Below are 17,582 nucleotides of genomic sequence, written 5' to 3' on the forward strand. Positions count from 1 at the left end.
TCATGATCGAGATCTTCACGGTCGGCGGCGGCGAGTACATCGTCAATGTCTTGAATGCCGTCGCCAGTTGGACGGGCGCGGGTGGCTACAAGAGCCTGATCCAGGTGACCATGGTGATGGGGCTGGCGCTCGCAGTCATCGTGCTTGCCTTCAATCAGGACTGGCGGGCCTGGCTCAACTGGTTCCTTGGCGCTACGCTCATCTACATGTGCTTGATGGTGCCGCGCATGGACGTCCAGGTGACGGACCGGGTCAACCCGAGCCTAGCCCCTGAGAATGTCGCCAACGTGCCGCTCGGTCTCGCGCTCATGGCGAGCTTCACCAGCCAGGTCGGCGATTATCTCACCCGCTCGGCCGAGCTCGTTTTTGGCCTGCCGGACGACCTCAACTACTCGAAGAACGGCATGATCTATGGCGCTCGGCTGATGGAGGCGACGCGCTCCCTGCGCATTTCGGACCCGGAGTTTGCCGCCAATCTCGACGAGCATGTCCGGCAATGCGTGTTCTATGACCTGCTGCTTGGCCGCTACTCGATGAAGCAGCTCGCCGAGAGTGATGACATCTGGACCACGATCGCGCCCGGAAGTGCGGCTCGGGCCCAGAAATTCCTGACGCGGCAAGCCGATGACAGCGTGACCGCTTCGATCGTCACCTGTCGCGATGCCTACACCGCGCTATCGAACCAGTGGGCGGGGTTGATCGATTCCATGGCGCTCAGCGCCGGACGGCAGCTTTATCCGCGTCAGAACGCGGCACTCGCCAAGAGCAAGCTGCTTGCCGACCTGCCAGTCGCCTACCAGTATCTCTCAGGCGTGTCGAAGAACGCGAGCTACATCTTCCGCCAGGTCCTGACGATCAACGCCATGAACCAGGCCATGCATGGGTTCGCCGGCGCGAGCGGTACCTCAAGCATCGACGTCTTCGCCCAGACCCGCGCCGATATCCAGACCGAGCGGACCTATGCCTCGATCGCGGAAAACGCGATGAAATGGGTGCCGATCCTCAATGTCGTGCTGACGGTCGTCTTCTACGCGATGTTCCCAGTGATCTTCCCACTGTTCCTGATGCCGAAGACCGGGCCAGTAGCGCTGCGCGGCTACATCACAGGGTTCTTCTACCTCGCGGCTTGGGGCCCGCTTTTTGTGATCCTGCACATGATTCTGATGTTCAAGGGCGCGAGCGATGTCGCGGCCGCCGGAGCCGGTACCGGCCTGTCGCTCGCAACCTTCGCAGGCATGACCGACGTCAACCGCGATATCGGGCTTCTGGCTGGCTATCTCGTGGCCTCGGTTCCGTTCCTGGCCGGCGGCGTCGCCAAGGGCGCGCTCGCAATCTCCGGCCAGGCAACCTCCTACCTCAACCCCTCGCAGAATGCGGCCGAGGAAGCGGCGCGCGAGGCGAGCACCGGTAATGTCTCGCTCGGTAACAGCAATCTCGATAATTCGACGGTCTTCTCACGCCAGTTTGCCCAAGGGGCGCTCAATCCGAGCATCTCCTACGGCGCCCCGCAGACGCGCGGATTCAGCGATGTGGGCACCCAGACGACGAGCTTTGGCGAGGCCGAGTTCGCGACCGTGCCGAATTCGCAGTACCCGTTCACGCCAACGCTCGGGCAGGATTTCACGAGCAGGCTCTCGACCATGGCGAGCCAGAGCCGGGGGCAGAGCGAGACATATTCGAACCTGGCCCAGCAATCGACCAGCTCGGCCGTCACCCGGTTCAACGAGATCCGCAACGCCTACAGCCAAGGCCGATCCTCGGAAACGGTCAGCGGCACTGGCAGCAACGACAGCATCGGTGCAGCCTTCAGCGAGGTCGACAATGCCTCCACCACCCTGCAGCGGCAGTTTGGCCTGTCGCGCCGGGCCGCCGACGACATCACCGTGTCGTGGTTCCTCAATGGTGAAGCATCTCTCGGCTTGAAAGGTGAAGCGGGCGTCGGAAGTGCATCTATTGGTGGTAAGGGAGGCCGGAATCAAAGCTGGACCGACAGCGACGTCGGCATTGCGTCTGAGGATCGCAACCGGATTTCCGGGACGCTGCAGCAGCTTTCTGATACGCGGAACTGGTCGAGCACGCGCGAAGGGTTCCTGCGCCAAACGAGCTCAAGTTCGAGTTCGCAGGTCTCGACCAGCGCCGCGGGTCTCAGCCGCTCGTTGACCGAAGCACAGACCTATTCGGTCGAAGCACGCCGCGCCGAAGAACTGGCGAGCCGACTTGAGAACCAGGCCTCCTGGTACGAAGGCGCGAACGCTGCCGGCTCGCTCAATCTCAGCCAAGTGTATCGGGAATGGGGCATGGCGGAGCTTGAAGCGAACCGCGACTATTACGGCCCAGTCCGCTTCGACGACATCAATTTCCAGATGAGCGCACAGGGCCAGCAGCTCCAGGCGCGGTTCGTGGAGAGCTACGCCGACCGGCTGCACGATGATATTGAAGGTCAATTGACGCTGCCCGAGTTCGCGCCGGTCAGCCGTCCCGCCGTTACGAGCCAAGGCAGCGTCCGCGCGCGTGGACCCCGTGGGGGCGGTGGATCAGGCAGTCTTGGCGCAGCTCCTGACACCTCGGGTATCAGCGAAGTAGTCCGCGCGGCACAGGCGCGCGGCCGCGGACGGATTGATCAATCGAGAGGCGGTCTAAACGCGATTACCCGCGGAGCCAAAGGGGCAAGCGAGGAGGCGGCCGACGAGGTGAAGGAATGGTAGAATCAGAGGATCAAATCGTTGATGACAACGAACGTGGCAAAAGCGGCTAGGCCGACGAAGATTGTGATCAACTTGATTCGCCCCCAAGGATCAGCCCACGTTTTCTTCCACGTGTACGCAGTCAGGCGATTTTCCGCGATGGCCCGGTCGATCTCTTTGAGACCCTTCCAGTCCTCAGTCGCAACCGGGTCGTCGGATGACTTCAACATAGGGCACCTATTCAGCAGGCAGGCTGCTCCGAAATCGCTGCAATATCCCAGAATTCCGAGCTTAATGCAGCGATTCTCGCACACAAAATCATGGGTGCCAAGCAGATGTTAGGCGGCAGTTTCATGAACTCAGTTCAAGATACCGACAGAAGGCATTCGCGAGTTGCATCTGACGAGGCGTGCGGCATTCGGCCTCGAAAACTTGCGGAGAGCCGACAAGGATCGTGACGCATTTCGCGCGTGAAGTCGCAACGTTCAATCGGTTCAGGCTGTAAAGAAACTCCATCCCGCGCGGCGCATCGGCATGCGAGGAGCTGGCGAGCGAATAGATCGAAATCGGCGCCTCTTGGCCCTGGAATTTGTCCACCGTCCCGACCCGCGCCTGGGGGAGCCGGCGTTGGATCTCGAACACCTGCGCATTGTACGGGGCGATGATCAGTATGTCCGCGATCCCGAGCGGCTTTTCGTTCCCCTCGCGATCGATCCAGGTCGCCCCCTGTGCCAGTATGTCGGAGACCAGTTCGGCGATAACGTCAGCCTCTTCGGATGAGCAATTCTGATTGCCGGAATGCTCGACGGGCAGAAACCTCAGACCCGTGCCATTGGCGATGCCCTTGGCGTTTACCCGCTGCCCGGCCGCTTCCGCCTTCGCTCCGAGCTTGCCCTCGTAAAAGAGCTCGGATGTGAACGCACAGATATCCGGATGCAGTCGCCAGGTGACGTCGAGAAACAGGCCTTCGTCGGGTGCGATGGTTTGCTTGCCCGAAAGCAAGTGGTCGAGAGCAGAGCAGCCGGTACCATCCGGGTGACTGCCTTGCATGGGCTGGTCGAGCTGCTGCGGGTCTCCGAGCAGAACCAGCGTTTTTGCCGCCTGCGAAACGGCCAGCACATTCGCCAGCGACATTTGCGCCGCCTCGTCGACAAAGAGAACGTCGAGACTTTCAAACGCATCCTCGGTCGACCACAGCCATGCTGTGCCGCCTGCAACGCTGCAATCCGCGTTGAGCGCGGCGAAGACCTCCGCATTGTTCTTCTTCGCGAACCGCAGCCGGTCGGTTCCTTCTTCCTTGGACCCGCCTTTCGGCTTTTGGATGCAGATCAGGGCGGTGTTGGTCTCCTCGGCGACCTCAATGACCTTGTTCAAGAGGTTGCGGATCACTTCGTGACCATTGGCCACGATCCCCACCTTCTTGCCTTGCCTGACGAGCTCGCAAATCATGTGCCCACCCGTGTGGGTCTTGCCGGTGCCAGGAGGCCCCTGGATCGGCAACACGCCTGCTGAGATGAGCGGGCCGATGCGCACGCCCGCATCAAGGGGCTTTTCACCGTCGCGCCGCACGGCGCTGCCGTCTGCAATGCGGGGCGCCACGCGCATCAGCATGTCGCGCGCCGCCTGGTAGGTTTCTCCCTCGTCCATGCCATGCTCGCAGACATGAGTTGCCAGTCTGACCAGCGCTTCCTGCATCGGTTTGGACGGCACATGCTCATGTACGAAGACCGCGGCCGGATGTTCGTCCGCCATCGCCGAGGCCTTCTTGATATCGATGGTGCGCTGTTCCCTCGAGATATCCTCAACGGTGCCCAGCGTCTGGCCGCCCTGCGTTCTCAGGCCTTTTCCAGCGCGAATATCGGCTTCCTGCACCGGGAAGCTGTAGCGATCGATCGGGCATTTGGCAGTGCCGCCGACCGTTTCCAAGAAGGTGAGACCTGCGAGGCCAGCGCGCTCGTCGATAAGCTCTTCTGCGGAGAGGTCACTGAGGCGGAAGTATTCCCACCAGGTCGCCTTCTCCTCGCGGCGGTGCCACTCGAGAAGATTGGCCAGGAGCCAGCGCGCATGCTGCTCGGCAGTGCGGTCTTCCGGATCGACAGGCACGCCGGCAGTCAGCTGCTCAATCAGCGGCGTGATCCGCTCGAGCCATTCGGAAAGGCCCTCGCTGGGTCCGCTCTCACCTGGTTCCGGTCTGGTTACCTCAATGCCTCGAGCAAGGAGCTTGGTGCGTTCGGCTTCCAGCCAATCGCGCAGAGCCTCGGTCGAGACACAGTCGTCGCGGTTGTAGGCTTCGACGGTCTGCCTATCCTCCGGCAGAATTCCCGCCGCGTCGTTCAGTTCGAGGCTCACCTGCAGCCGGTTGAGCGCCAGGTTGGCATCGGGAAGACTGGCGTCACGAATATAGCCATAAAGCGGTTCGAGCTTCTTGATGGAATAGCTCTCGACGCCCGCCCGCAGCGAATGGCGGACGACACTCAGCAGATCAACGAACACGAGGCCACGCAGCAGCGAATCCAGTTCGTCTTCGCGCGTGCCATATCGCCCCATCAGCCGTTTCAGCGCGCCAGGCTCGTACCCGCCGTAGTGGTAGACGTGGAGCTGCGGGAAGACCTTCATCCGCTCGAGCACGAAATCGATGAATGTCTCGAAGGCTGCCTTCTCGCCAGCCCGGTCAAGCGCCCAAAGCCCGCGGTACTGCGGCTGGCCTTCCTCACGGAAGTGGAAGCCCAAGAGATATTCCAGCCCATGCTGGCCGACGAAGGAATCCCCCTCGAAGTCGAGAAAGATGTCGCCCTCGCAAGGCTCAGGCAGGCAGTTGAGGCCGAAACCTGCCACCGGCGCCAGCAGTTCGTAGCGCAGTTCACCACTGGCTTTGGATTCGAGCTGGATCCTGGCCTGCTCGCGGACGCGGGTCAGAGATTCTTTCGAGCCACGCTCCGGCTTCCATTGCAGGGGCAGCGTCAGTTCCGCCAGCGCCGTCGCCGTCGTGACGCCGTGATCCTTGAGCTCTGCGATCTGCATCGAGGAAATGCCGGCCACGAGGCAAAGGTGATCGTCATCCCGGCGTTGCTTGTCGCAGCGCGTGCTCCAATTGCAGATATCACAGTTTGACGTCGGCTCCGGGTAGGTCTGCCCGGGCTTTTTGGTTTCGATCGCTCCAAGCAGTCCCTGCTTCACCTGACGGTGATAAGCGGCGAAATCGGCAAGCCGATACCGCTCCGGTTCAAAGTCGGTCCAGGGCGGGATGACGCTGGCGAAGACCGGCATGGTGCCTTGCACTTCCCCGATGAGCTCGGAGTAGAGGCACAGCTGGAGGACGGTGCCGCCTTTCGTTTCCCGGGCGAGCTTGGTGTCGGCGGCCTCATAGGACCAGTTGCCGAGGTCGCTTGGCGTATCAACGCGCTGCAGAATGTCGGCGCGGCCAACCCAGGATCCGCCTCTCAGCGCACCCTGGACGATCACATCAACGCCCGCCCGCATGGCGGCAATGGTTTGGGCGACGGCCTCGTCGCTGACGTCCACGCCTTCAATCACGACGCATGAAAGGCCTTGTGCGCGCAGATGGTCCACATAGGCCAGTTCGTGCTGCTTGCCGCGCTCCCAGAGCGCCTCGAGGGCTGGATCGAAGAATTTCGGACGCGAAAGTTCACCGCGCGCTGCCGCATGCTCCAATTGCGTCAAATGCCGACAATTCAAATAACCTACCAGGTCAGTTGCGCTGAGGCTCAAAGCGCTCTGATAGATCTGCATGCAGTCGACTCTCCTTAGATTGGGCGCCAACGTGAATCACAGAATTACTGCGGATTGGCCATAGCTTCATCGATGCTTCGGAATTTCCGAGTCCGCTTCATAGCATTTTCGTGAACCTCGATATTGCTCGATACGTCGTCGGCGGTGCTCAGCGCCTTGTCAGAGCGTACGTGGAGCGCCTAATCAAGACTTGCGGTGGGGGGAGACATTGTTGCCCCGGATACTGAGCTAAAGATACCCGAGGTAGATAATGTCGAAAGCGCTCCGCGATCTAATCCTGGCCAACGTGCCGCAGGATGGCTCAGCCATTGGTAACATGGCGCTGGTGGCGCTGCTGCGGGAAACTGTGCCAGGACTGACAGATGAAGAATACACTGGAGCAAAGGACGAGCTTGTCGCGGAGGGGCTGCTCGGCAAGGGTCGCGGCCGTGGCGGATCGGTGTTTCTGCTCGGGTTCGAGGACGACGAGGATGATGAAGGCGACGATAACTTCGCGCTGACCGCGCAGGAGCCTGCCGCACCGTCAGCCCCCAAGGCTGCTAGCGGCAAGAAAAAGGCGGCGCGCAAGACTGATGGGCCGATGCAGGTGCTAAGTTATCGCCATACCGAAACGCGGGTGAACAATCCCGAAGTGGGCATGGTCCACCCCGACAATGATCCGGACCAGCCCAAGACGGTGTGGAAATACGATCCCCACCTCGACCCCGAACTGATGTTCGACAGCCAGCGCGGAGCGGTCGAAAAGCTGATCGACGATGCGCTGGCGTCAAGCGATGCCGATGCGATGCGCGATGCGCTGGTGGAACTGAAACGGCTTCAGGAGCCGTATCTCAATTGGGCCGGCAAAGCCGAGGGAACGAGCTTTGCTGTCGATACTGTGTCGCTGCATGTGCATGAACGGGTGGACCCGGCGACGATCCTTGCCAATGCGCGCAAGCGGCTGAAGGGCGAGAACGCGGGTGAGGCATGGCGGCAGGCGGACCTGTTCGCCGCCGCGTTCGAGAACCTGCCGCTTCGGCAAGCGCTGGATTTCTACCACCATGAAAAGGGCTGGTCGAACCGGCTGATCGCAGGCGACAGCCTGCTGGTAATGAACTCGCTGCTGCACAAGGAGTCGATGGCTGGCAAGGTGCAGATGATCTACATCGACCCGCCTTACGGCATCAAATACGGGTCGAACTTTCAACCATTCACCAACAAGCGCGACGTGAAGGACGGGGCTGACGCGGACCTCACGCAAGAGCCGGAGATGATCAAGGCTTTTCGCGATACATGGGAACTCGGTATCCACTCGTACCTGACCTACCTGCGGGATCGGCTCCTGTTGGCCAAGGAGCTTTTGCACGAAAGCGGGAGCATATTCGTGCAGATTTCCGATGAAAATCTACACCATGTTCGCCAAGTGATGGATGAAATATTTGGTGCAAATAACTTTATTTCTAACATTGCTTTTTCGAAAACGTCTGGGCAGACAAGTGAACTTCTTGCAAATGTTGCCGATTATATTGTCTGGTATTCCAAAGAAAAGTCCTCTCTCAAATTCAGGCAGCTTTATTCGACGAAGGTGGTTGGTGGAGAAGGCGGGTCGGCTTATTCGAAGCTCAGGCTAGCCGACGGTTCGAGCCGGCCAATGTCCAAAATTGAGAAGATAGATCAAGCGAGTCTTCCCGAAGGTTCTCGCGTGTACCGCATTGACAATTTCACAAGTCAGCGTCCTCCGGGGAACTTCCCTGTCCCATTTCATGGCAGGGAGTTCGTACCAAACAAGGGATATTGGAAGACACATCTGGATGGTTTCCGGCGGCTCGGTGTCGCGGGCAGAATTGAGGCGACAACCGGCGGTATATACTACGTACGATATTTTGAGGATTTCCCGGTATTTCCGATCAGCAGTAGCTGGACGGATACTGGAGTCGCAGGCTTTGCGTCTGACAAAAGATATGTCGTGGAAACATCGGAAAAGGTGATTGAGCGCTGTCTACTTATGACCACCGACCCAGGTGATCTGGTCCTTGACCCGACATGTGGTTCTGGAACGACGGCTTTCGTATCGGAGAAATGGGGGCGGCGTTGGATTACCTGTGACACATCACGGGTCGCGATCACCTTGGCGAAAAGTCGCCTAATGACTGCGAGTTACGACTACTTCCGACTGCGTTATCCGCATGAGGGGCTGGGTGGCGGCTTTGATTATCAGACTGTTCCCCATGTCACTCTCAAGTCTATCGCAAATGAAGCCGGTCCTGACATTGATACGCTCTACGATGAAATGCACCCCGCTATCGCCCGGGCGCTCGAAGCTTTAAACTCTACTTTGCTTTCTGATCCGCCGGTAGTTTTCAAAATTGCGCAGGGACCGCGTAGTGGAAGGTCGCTGTCTTTTGCCAATGGCGAACGACTTGAAGAGTGGGAAGTTCCGTTTGTTCGACCTCACGAATGGCCGGCAAACACAACGGATGCCTTCGCCGATTTTCATGCGGCTCGACTGTCGATGCAAGCAGCTATGGACGCTGCTATCAAAGTCCATGCAGAACAGGAAACGCTTTACGATAGGCCGGACATAGACAAAAGCCGACTTCGTATTACTGGCCCTTTCTCGGTTGAGGCAGTGCCTGCGCCTTCCGTGCTCTCTCTGGACGACTCTGCACCACCAGAACAAGCTGACGCCACTGTAGCGCGGTCGGGCGAAACTTCTCGCCAGACGCAATGGCGTGACGAACTGATCCGCACCGGCATCCGCGCCAAGGGCGGTGCCATGATGAAGTTCACCGATCTTGAGGCGATCCCCGGCGTCAAGCATCTCCATGCGTCCGGTACGTTGGACAGCGGGGAGCGAGTCGTTGTCAGCTTCGGCCCGGAACACGCCGCGCTTGAACAAAAGCAGGTCGAGCGTGCCATTGAGGATGCCCAGACCCTCGTGCCCAAGCCCAAGTTTGTGGTCTTCTGTGCGTTCACCTTCGACCCGGAAGCGGCGAAGGATATCGACGAACTGAACTGGCCCGGTGTCACCTTGCTCAAGGCTCAGATGAACACCGACCTATTGACCGAGGACCTGAAAAAGGCCCGGTCGTCCAACCAGTCGTTCTGGCTGATGGGCCAGCCAGAGGTCGAACTGAAGTCGGTGGGCGACAACTGGCAGATCGAGGTCCATGGCTTCGACTATTTCGATCCCCGTGAAGGCACGCTGGTTTCCGGCGGCAAATCGAAGATTGCCATGTGGTCGCTGGACACCGACTATGATGGGCGAAGCCTGATGCCGCATCAGGTTTTCTTCCCTATGGCCGGCGCCAAGGACGGCTGGAACCGCCTGAAGAAGACGATCCGTGCCGAACTGGACGAGGACTTGCTGGAGCAATTCCACGGCACCGTTTCCCTGCAGTTCGAAGCGGGAGACCATCGCCGGGTCGCGGTCAAGATCGTCGATGACCGGGGTATCGAGTCGCTTAAGATCATGAACCTGGAGTGATGGCGGTGACCAAGCCAAAGTCGCTCATCATCAACACGCCGTTCGTGTGCCCACAGCAGCATTGGGCACCGAAGCAAGATGGTACGCTGGAAATCGTCCCGGAGCGCCGCCCCGCCAGCTACGAGGTGTTCGACGCCCGTAACAACACCCGGCGCACCGAGAAGCTCGAACTTGTCGAGACGATCCGGGGGCGCGTCGATCAATGGCGTGGTGCCGGTTATCCCGGCGTGACCATCGTCACCCGGCGCCTCCTCGAACACTGGCATGACAACACGGCGCGGGAATACCCGTTCTACTTCTGCCAGCTTGAGGCCATCGAGACACTGATCTGGTGCATCGAAGCGGCGGAGGAATACAAGCAGGGCATCTATGTGCCCGGCGATGGCGGGCCTTGGCAGCGGCTGTGCAACAAGATGGCGACAGGCGCGGGCAAGACTACGGTGATGGCGATGATCATCACGTGGCAGGTACTTAACGCGCTGACGTACCCGAAACGGAACAAGGATTTCAGCCGCGCCATTTTCATCGTCGCGCCCGGCCTGACGGTGAAGGGGCGCCTTCAGGTGCTGATCCCCAGCGCGGGCAGCTATTACGACGAGTTCAACCTGTGCCCGTCCGAAGCCCTGCGGCAGAAGCTCAATCAGGCGGAAATCCTGATCGAGAACTGGCACACGCTGATGCCGGCATCGGAGCCGAAGCGATCCGTGGTCAAGAAAGGGGCGGAGACCGACGAGGCGTTCACCCGCCGCGTTCTCGGCAAGCTCGCCGCGTTCAAAGACATCGTGGTCATCAACGACGAGGCCCACCACGCCTACCGTAAGCCTGCCGAGGTCAAGATAAGCAAGAAGCAGGCAGAGGAAGCCGGGATCGACCTCGACGAGGCTACCCGCTGGATTGAGGGGCTGGACCGTCTGCACAAGACCCGCCGCATCCAGCGGTGCTTTGATCTGTCGGCCACGCCTTTTGCACCGACCGGCAAGGCCAGCACCGATACCGCGCTGTTCGAGTGGATCGTTTCCGATTTCGGCCTCAACGATGCTATTGAAGCCGGGCTGGTGAAGACGCCGCGTGTCGTAGTGCGGGACGATGCGATGCCCGACGCGAAGACCATGCGGTCGAAGCTCTACCATATCTACCGCGATCCTGCGGTGGCGGAGGACCTAAACCGCAAAGCCGAACCCCACGAGGCGCTGCCAAAGCTGGTCAAGGATGCCTACACGATACTTGGGGCTGACTGGCGCGAGACCGCAAGACAATGGGCCGACAGCAAGCATCATTCGCCCCCGGTCATGCTCACCGTATGCAACCGGACGGAAACGGCGGCGCGCATCGAGCACTTCTTCAATCAGGGCGACTGCCATTGGCCGGAACTTCAAGCCCCCGGCAAGACCCTGCGTGTGGACTCCCGTGTTATGGAGAAGGCCGAGGTTGGCGAAACTGCCAGCGCGGACAAAGGGTATGAGGCCCGGCTGGAACAGGTGATCGACGAGGCCGCGATCCCCGAAACCAAGAAGGAACGCCTTCGGGCGATGAAGAAGGAGGAACTGCTCCGCGAGATCATCGACAATGTCGGCAAGAGGGGCGGTGCAGGTCAGAACCTCCAGAAGGTGATTTCGGTCGCCATGCTCTCCGAAGGCTGGGACGCAAAAAACGTCACCCACATCATGGGGCTGCGGGCGTTCACGTCGCAGTTGCTGTGCGAACAGGTCATCGGTCGCGGCCTTCGTAGGGTTGGTTACGACAAGGACGAAAATGGACTCTTTTTGCCCGAGTACGTCAACGTCTTCGGTGTCCCGCTTTCGATTTACGAGCCGGGCGAAGGTGGTGATGCCCCGCCGCCGCCAAAACCTAGCACGCAGATTGATGTGCTGCCTGACCGTGCCTCGCTTGAACTGAAGTGGCCGAACGTCCTTCGTATCGAAACGGTGGTGAAGCCGGAACTGACAGTGGAATGGGCGAAGGTCGAGCCGCTAACCCTCGATCCGGTCGCGACCGTCATCAGTGCCGAGATTGCCCCCGCGCTTGGCGGTGCGGCGGACATGAGCAAGGTGACGGCTATCGACCTGTCATTGCTACCGGAGGAGTTTCGCCTTCAACGGCTGACATTCGTCGCAGCGCGCAAGGCGTTCGCCGAACTCAAAGGCAACTTCAAGGGCAACGAGGAATACCTCGTTTTCCAGCTAATCCGACTGGTCGAGACCTTCTTGCGCTCAGACAAGATCGATATCCCGTCGCTATTCCATGGTGACCCGGTTCGCCGTCGCATCCTTATCGCGCTGAACATCGATCTGATCGTGCGGCATGTTCTGCGGTTCGTGACCGAGCAGAACACCACTGCCCTGACGCCGATCTTCGATGAAGAGAACCCGATTGGTAGCACCGGTCAGATGCGCGCTTGGTACACAACCAAGCCCAACATGCCGACTGTGAGATCCCACATCAGCCATGTGGTCGGCGACTCGGCGTGGGAGCAATATGCAGCGAATGTGTTTGAAAACCATGATGACGTAGTAGCTTACGCCAAGAACGATCATCTTGGATTCCAGATTCACTATTTGTGGCAGGGATCTCGCCGACGCTACATCCCCGATTTCATTGTGAGGCTGGCCAATGGCGTAACACTGGCTCTGGAAATCAAGGGGTCGGATAGCCAACAGAACAAAGCGAAGCGCGATGCTCTGGATGAGTGGGTAAAGGCCGTAAATGCGGTTGGTGGCTTTGGTCAGTGGGTTTGGGACGTCGTGTTTGAGCCCGCCCAGATGCACGATGTACTGTCGAAGCATGTTTGAACATCCGGAATGGCGCAAGCATGCCGCTTCTTGTTCAATCTCGGAGAAATTCGCTGAGATAGTGCTCCACCTTCTCCAGCGTTCTCCGGCGGGGTCTGCGCCCCATGCGTAGGTCCAGGACGAAGCGCGGATCGCCTACTGCCCTTCGCCCGAACCGGGTGGCGGACATGTGGGTCTCCTTGAGATGACGCTCGATACGCTCCAGCAGTTTCATGGCCTACCTCGAATCAGATTTGGCTTGTGTTCTTGGTATGTTCTTATTAGGAAGGCTCTATCGAGTCTAGGATGAATTCCTACATGCCACCTGGACCGCCCCTCGAAAGGCGCCGCCGATGGAGAATGTCAGAGAGGAGCTGGATCGTCTGATCCGGCAGAGAAACGTGGGTTATTCCGCGGTTTCGCGGCTGCTCAATCGCAATCCCGCTTATATTCAGCAATTCATCAAGCGTGGTTCGCCGCGCAAGCTGGATGACGAGGACCGGCGTATCCTTGCCCAGTTTTTTGGGGTCGATGAGCAGGTGCTCGGCGGACCCGCGCTTCCTATGCGTGATGGTTTGGTCGAAGTGCCAATTCTTAACGTCGATGCCTCCGCTGGGTTTGGTGCGATCGCGGAAAGCGAGACGGCCCATACTCGGTTCGGTTTCGATGAGCGGTGGCTGGGCAAGCTGACTCGGGCGAAAGGCCCCAGCCTGTCAATTATCCACGTCCATGGGGAATCGATGGAACCGACGCTGCGGGACGGCGATGAGGTCCTGGTCGACGCATCGGATCAAGGCTCGCGCCTGCGCGACGGAATCTACGTTTTGCGGGTCGACGATGCGCTTGTGGTGAAACGTGTGACGATCCAGCCAGGCGGACGGCAGATCACTATCTCGAGCGACAATGCCGCCTACCCGACCTGGACCGACGTTGAGCGCGCGTCGATCCATGTGGTCGGTCGGGTCATCTGGTTCGGTCGTTCTGTCTGATCGGCCGCGATCAGATCCCTGCAAATCGCTCTCGGTGGCGGGCCACGAAGTCTGCCCTTGGATGCAGTGATCGATCACGCGGCAACCGGATTTGCTGACCGGCCGGCGGAAACAGCTGCAGAAGCTCGGACGGCACCTTGTTGTGTGACACGAGCAGGCAGAGGTTGTCGTCGAAGGTGATGAGGTGGCGGTCGAACAGCCAATGAGCTGTTGCTGACAAGGCTACCCCGTTCTGGATGATGTCAGGACCGCCATCGGCGACCGACCAGATGTGCGCTGCCTGGGCTTCTGCCTTGCCGCCGCCATTGACGATCCTGAGCCCGGTGACCGCACAGGTATTGTCGTAAGCGTCGAGAACGTGATTGCGGAAGTTTGCGTCCCGGATCTTGCGGTTGACGAGCATCTGCTCGACCCGGCGCTCCGCGAAGTGATCGTGCAGGAGCAGATTGGTCTCCGGATCGATGCGTGGAGCATCGAGCTCCAACCGGATCCGGTTTTCGGGATCGAGAGTTTCGGCAAGGCCAGCATTGACGATGGCCACGAAATCCTCGTTCTCGAGCATGCGGACCGACTTGCCGCGCAGGCTCCGTCCGGCATCGCCCGGCTTTGCCATCTCGCGCAGAAACCGCTCGGCAAACCGGCCGCTGCCGTCGCGGTAGGGGACAGGCTGATCGAACTCGAGATAGTCACGGACCCGTGCGTAGAAGTGGCTGGGATCGCTCGGATCGGCATCGATGCGTTCGACGAAGGCCGCGGCGATATAGGCCATTCGCCCGCCAGAGACCCGCGTTTCGCGGTAAACAATCCAGTCGCTCGCGAGCTCTCGCGCAACCGACAGATAATTGCTCGGAAAGTGATACCGCTCGGTGATCGCGTCGTCGTACCGCGAATTGCCGCTGATCTCGAAAACGCCCTTCACAGTCCTGCCCGTAGCCCAAGTCGATAGACACCAGGTTGCCTGGAGAACGCCCCGCCGTCCAGGCTCGAAAGCGAAGAAGTCAGATGCCGATCTCGAAGGGCTTGGTGCGCTCCTTGGTCAGTTCGGGCGGCTTCTTCGAATGATCGTCCTTGGTCGAGGCGCCAGCAGCCAGACCCTTCGCGGCTGCCTGCCGGAGCCGCTCGGTTGCCTCCAACGCCGAAGTCTTTTCGCCGGTGTTGTGGGCCACAGCCTTCCCAAGCTTTTCCGCACTGTCGACCACGAGGGTCAGGTGATCGCGCAGGCGTGTCACGGTCACAAGGAAGGTCTGCTGGTTGGCAAGGTTGCGTTCACGGCTATCCATCACCGCAATCCCGCGATCCGAAGTGAGACCCTGGGCCATATGGGCATTGAGCGCGTAGGCGAGGTCAAGCCGCCTCAGCATCGGGTCCCCTCGCTCGAGTTCATGGCGCAGGCCGGATGACGTCACCAGCGTGACCCGCGCGTCCTCGACCGCTTCAATCCGCGCCTGGTCGGCATTGAACAGGCCCCGCCGATGATCGTTCTCGGTCCAGCGAATCCGATCGCCGTCATGGATCGAAAGGCGCTTCTCCTCGAACAGCGCGAGCCGATCGTCCTTTTCGCCAGGGCGGATGCGGCTCGGGCGAAGAGTTCGCATTCTGCCCTTGGCATCGCGGAGCCGGACCTCGCGAGATTTGTCGTCGATGCTCTCGACCTTGTATTCGCCGCGCGGGAGACGCTGCTGCTTGTCCGGGCTGCGAACATCGAGAACCATGCCGGGGCGGTAGGCCGAAAGGTATCGGAGTTCCTCTCGGGTCGCATTGACCCGCGACAGCACGGTCAGGTCCAGCGGGGTCTTGCCGAGCTCCCCATTGGCCTTGAGCCCGCGTTGCACGGCGTCATTGACCGCGCTGCGCAAGCGCCGGCCAGAGGCATAGATCGCGGTCCTATCGCGGTCCTGTGGTGCCAGCGCTAACCATTGCTCGGCAGCGACCAGCGCGCTGTCGCCCGTTGCCTCAATCGTCGAGCCTTTGAGATGACCGAGGGCGGTATGGACATCGCCCAATTGAGCAGCGGCCTGGGCGAGACGCAGCTGCGGGTCCCGGCCGCGCAGGTTGGTTGTCATGTCTGCGCGCGCGATGCCCGCCTTCTGGACGAGATCGAAGGGTTTGCCCGCATCGACGGCGCCGAGCTGGCGCGTGTCGCCAACAAGAACAAGCCGCCGAACGCCGGCAAGGTTGCCCAGCGTCACCAGGCGTTCCTTGTCGTGGTTCGAGACCATCGAAGCTTCGTCGAGGACCAGGACCCGGTCGCCCAGCTCTTCCTTCGCCTCAGCCTGAAGACCGGCATGGCCGGGGTCTTCCAGGAGCGGCGCCCAGTTCTTGAGCAGCCGAACCAAGGTCATCGACGTGATGCCGGTATCGCGCTCCAGCATCTGCACCAGGGTGTTCTGGACGGCGAGCCCGATGATCTCCTTGCCCTCCTCACCGAGGATCTGTGCCACGGGCTTCAGGACACTGCTCTTACCGGCACCTGCTACACCCTGGATGGCGATCGTCCGGTGGGTCGATGACAGGATCAGGCGCGCAGCCCCCTCCTGGCCAGTATTGAGGACGATACCGTGATTGATGGCAGCGACGGCCTTGACCCGTGCACCTGCTTCATTGCTGTCGAGAAGGGGGGCGACAGCATCTCTCCCGGCTTCGACGGCAGCGAGAATGCGATGCTCACTAGCAAGCGCCTCGCGCGAGGTGAGCCAGCCCTTGTGCTCTCCTGACCCTGGAACGAGATCGCCCGAACGGACCAGCGCGTTGACCCGCGTTTCGACGGCCGCGATCGTTGTGGGCAGACCGAAATCCAGCGCTGCTTTGTACAGGGCCTCACGCGGAAAGGCTGCTTCGCGCTGCGAGAGGTGGCGCACGGCAGATGCCGTTGCCTGGGCAGCGGCAACGGTTTCGCGGTCCTGCTTGAGCACGTGAGCCGGGATTAGCGGATCGGCAGGATTGCTCTTGATTCGCTCGGCAAAGTCCCGAAGCCACGCCTTGCCGCGCTCGATCAGGCTGGTTCCGGATGCGGGCGTGCGAGATGCTGGATTTGCGAGGGTCTGAGCCTGTTCAACCATCGCCGGCAGGTCGAGGCCTGCGGCCTGGGCATGGCCTTGCCAGCCCGACAAAAGTGCGCCCCTGTCGGCGACGGCCTGCTTGGCGCTGCGGGTGTCGAGGGCAGCAATCTTGCCAGCTTCAAGCCCGGGGCCCCGCCGCGCGTCGAGCACTTCCTGGCGCCGCGTGGAAAAGGCCATTACCTGCTCGCGTGTAAAGCCGGCAGCCTCGAAATTGCCGTGTTTGCCAACGGGCCCTACCGCATAGCCGAGCTTTTCAACCGAAAGGCGGAAGCGCGCCATCGTCATGCTGTTGAGGAGCGTGTTGAGCGACCAGAGCCGGTCGTTCTTCAATGTTCGCCATTTGCCATCGGCACCTTTTGTGGCGTTGGCGACTACGGCGTGGAAGTGGAGGTTGGGCTCCTGGTTGCGGTTGGTATCGTGCTGGAACAACGCCACGGTGAGGTTGCCGGTCTGTACCGTGCGCAGCTTCCCGTTTTCGACGAGGCGCGTTTCGGCCGCGTTCTTTTCGGCCCATCGCAGCGTCTCGATGACCGCTTCGCGATAGGCTTCGATGATCCGCTTGTCGCCGCCGACGAGGGCGAGAACCGACCAACTCTTGGGCAGCGAGAAAGTCAGGTCGGTCCCAGCGCGGTGCTGGTTTTCGTGGCCGACCCTGGTTCCGTCGGGGAGCTCGCCTTTGAGGAGCTTGTCGAAGACCGCGGCATCAACTTCTCCGGAAAGGCCCAGCGCTGCGGCGCCTGATCCCACCCATTGACCAGATCGGTCGGCGTCCGCGCTCGCGTAGTAGTTGTCGGCAGCAAAGTAGCTGGCCGCGCCGGAGGCTGACCTGACATTGGCAACCGAAAGCATGGATCCAGATCCTTCAA

At 60.5% G+C, this 17,582-nt stretch carries 8 protein-coding genes; 4 read left to right on the top strand and 4 right to left on the bottom strand.

Going from position 1 to position 17,582, the window contains the following annotated elements; translation table 11 throughout:
* The first annotated feature begins 2 nt into the window (after window positions 1-2).
* Window positions 3-2,705 (top strand): conjugal transfer protein TraG N-terminal domain-containing protein, encoded by a 2,703-nt coding sequence (locus tag AACH40_RS02745; protein ID WP_338644101.1) that lies wholly within the window; start codon window positions 3-5, stop codon window positions 2,703-2,705.
* A gap of 330 nt (window positions 2,706-3,035) precedes the next feature.
* Here AACH40_RS02745 and AACH40_RS02750 read toward each other — a convergent pair whose 3' ends face one another.
* Window positions 3,036-6,434, bottom strand: coding sequence for a TM0106 family RecB-like putative nuclease (locus tag AACH40_RS02750; protein ID WP_338644102.1), 3,399 nt, complete (start codon window positions 6,432-6,434; stop codon window positions 3,036-3,038).
* A 250-nt stretch (window positions 6,435-6,684) separates the two neighbouring features.
* On the opposite strand from AACH40_RS02750, the gene AACH40_RS02755 reads away from it, so the two are divergent.
* Window positions 6,685-9,900, top strand: a complete 3,216-nt coding sequence (locus tag AACH40_RS02755; protein ID WP_338644103.1) for a site-specific DNA-methyltransferase — start codon at window positions 6,685-6,687, stop codon at window positions 9,898-9,900.
* The gene (locus AACH40_RS02760; protein WP_338644104.1) at window positions 9,900-12,689 is read left to right on the top strand and encodes a BPTD_3080 family restriction endonuclease; all 2,790 of its coding nucleotides are present in this window, start codon (window positions 9,900-9,902) and stop codon (window positions 12,687-12,689) included. Before AACH40_RS02755 ends, AACH40_RS02760 begins: the two co-directional genes overlap by 1 nt.
* A 34-nt stretch (window positions 12,690-12,723) precedes the next feature.
* Here the strand turns inward: AACH40_RS02760 and AACH40_RS02765 are convergent, their stop codons facing one another.
* Window positions 12,724-12,903 (bottom strand): hypothetical protein, encoded by a 180-nt coding sequence (locus tag AACH40_RS02765; RefSeq protein ID WP_338644105.1) that lies wholly within the window; start codon window positions 12,901-12,903, stop codon window positions 12,724-12,726.
* 118 nt (window positions 12,904-13,021) lie between these two features.
* Between AACH40_RS02765 and AACH40_RS02770 the strand changes: the two genes are divergently transcribed.
* Entirely contained in the window at window positions 13,022-13,657 is a 636-nt protein-coding gene (locus AACH40_RS02770; RefSeq protein ID WP_168452301.1) for a S24 family peptidase, read from the top strand.
* 10 nt (window positions 13,658-13,667) lie between these two features.
* Here AACH40_RS02770 and AACH40_RS02775 read toward each other — a convergent pair whose 3' ends face one another.
* Both AACH40_RS02775 and mobF read right to left on the bottom strand, forming a co-directional pair.
* On the bottom strand, window positions 13,668-14,426 hold the full coding sequence (locus tag AACH40_RS02775) for an HNH endonuclease (RefSeq protein WP_338644106.1): 759 nt from the start codon (window positions 14,424-14,426) through the stop codon (window positions 13,668-13,670).
* Between the two features lie 229 nt (window positions 14,427-14,655).
* A complete protein-coding gene (gene mobF / locus AACH40_RS02780) occupies window positions 14,656-17,565 on the bottom strand; it encodes a MobF family relaxase (protein WP_338644107.1) in 2,910 nt (969 codons plus the stop codon).
* Window positions 17,566-17,582 lie beyond the last annotated feature (17 nt).

This window comes from Novosphingobium olei (assembly GCF_037076535.1).
In the GTDB taxonomy this organism is placed as follows: domain Bacteria; phylum Pseudomonadota; class Alphaproteobacteria; order Sphingomonadales; family Sphingomonadaceae; genus Novosphingobium; species Novosphingobium olei.

Bases quoted from the DNA above. Each gene is read 5' to 3' on its own strand.
- AACH40_RS02745 (WP_338644101.1), top strand. From the start codon at position 3: ATGATCGAGATCTTCACGGTCGGCGGCGGCGAGTACATCGTCAATGTC.
- AACH40_RS02750 (WP_338644102.1), bottom strand. From the start codon at position 6,434: ATGCAGATCTATCAGAGCGCTTTGAGCCTCAGCGCAACTGACCTGGTA.
- AACH40_RS02755 (WP_338644103.1), top strand. From the start codon at position 6,685: ATGTCGAAAGCGCTCCGCGATCTAATCCTGGCCAACGTGCCGCAGGAT.
- AACH40_RS02760 (WP_338644104.1), top strand. From the start codon at position 9,900: ATGGCGGTGACCAAGCCAAAGTCGCTCATCATCAACACGCCGTTCGTG.
- AACH40_RS02765 (WP_338644105.1), bottom strand. From the start codon at position 12,903: ATGAAACTGCTGGAGCGTATCGAGCGTCATCTCAAGGAGACCCACATG.
- AACH40_RS02770 (WP_168452301.1), top strand. From the start codon at position 13,022: ATGGAGAATGTCAGAGAGGAGCTGGATCGTCTGATCCGGCAGAGAAAC.
- AACH40_RS02775 (WP_338644106.1), bottom strand. From the start codon at position 14,426: ATGGCCTATATCGCCGCGGCCTTCGTCGAACGCATCGATGCCGATCCG.
- mobF (WP_338644107.1), bottom strand. From the start codon at position 17,565: ATGCTTTCGGTTGCCAATGTCAGGTCAGCCTCCGGCGCGGCCAGCTAC.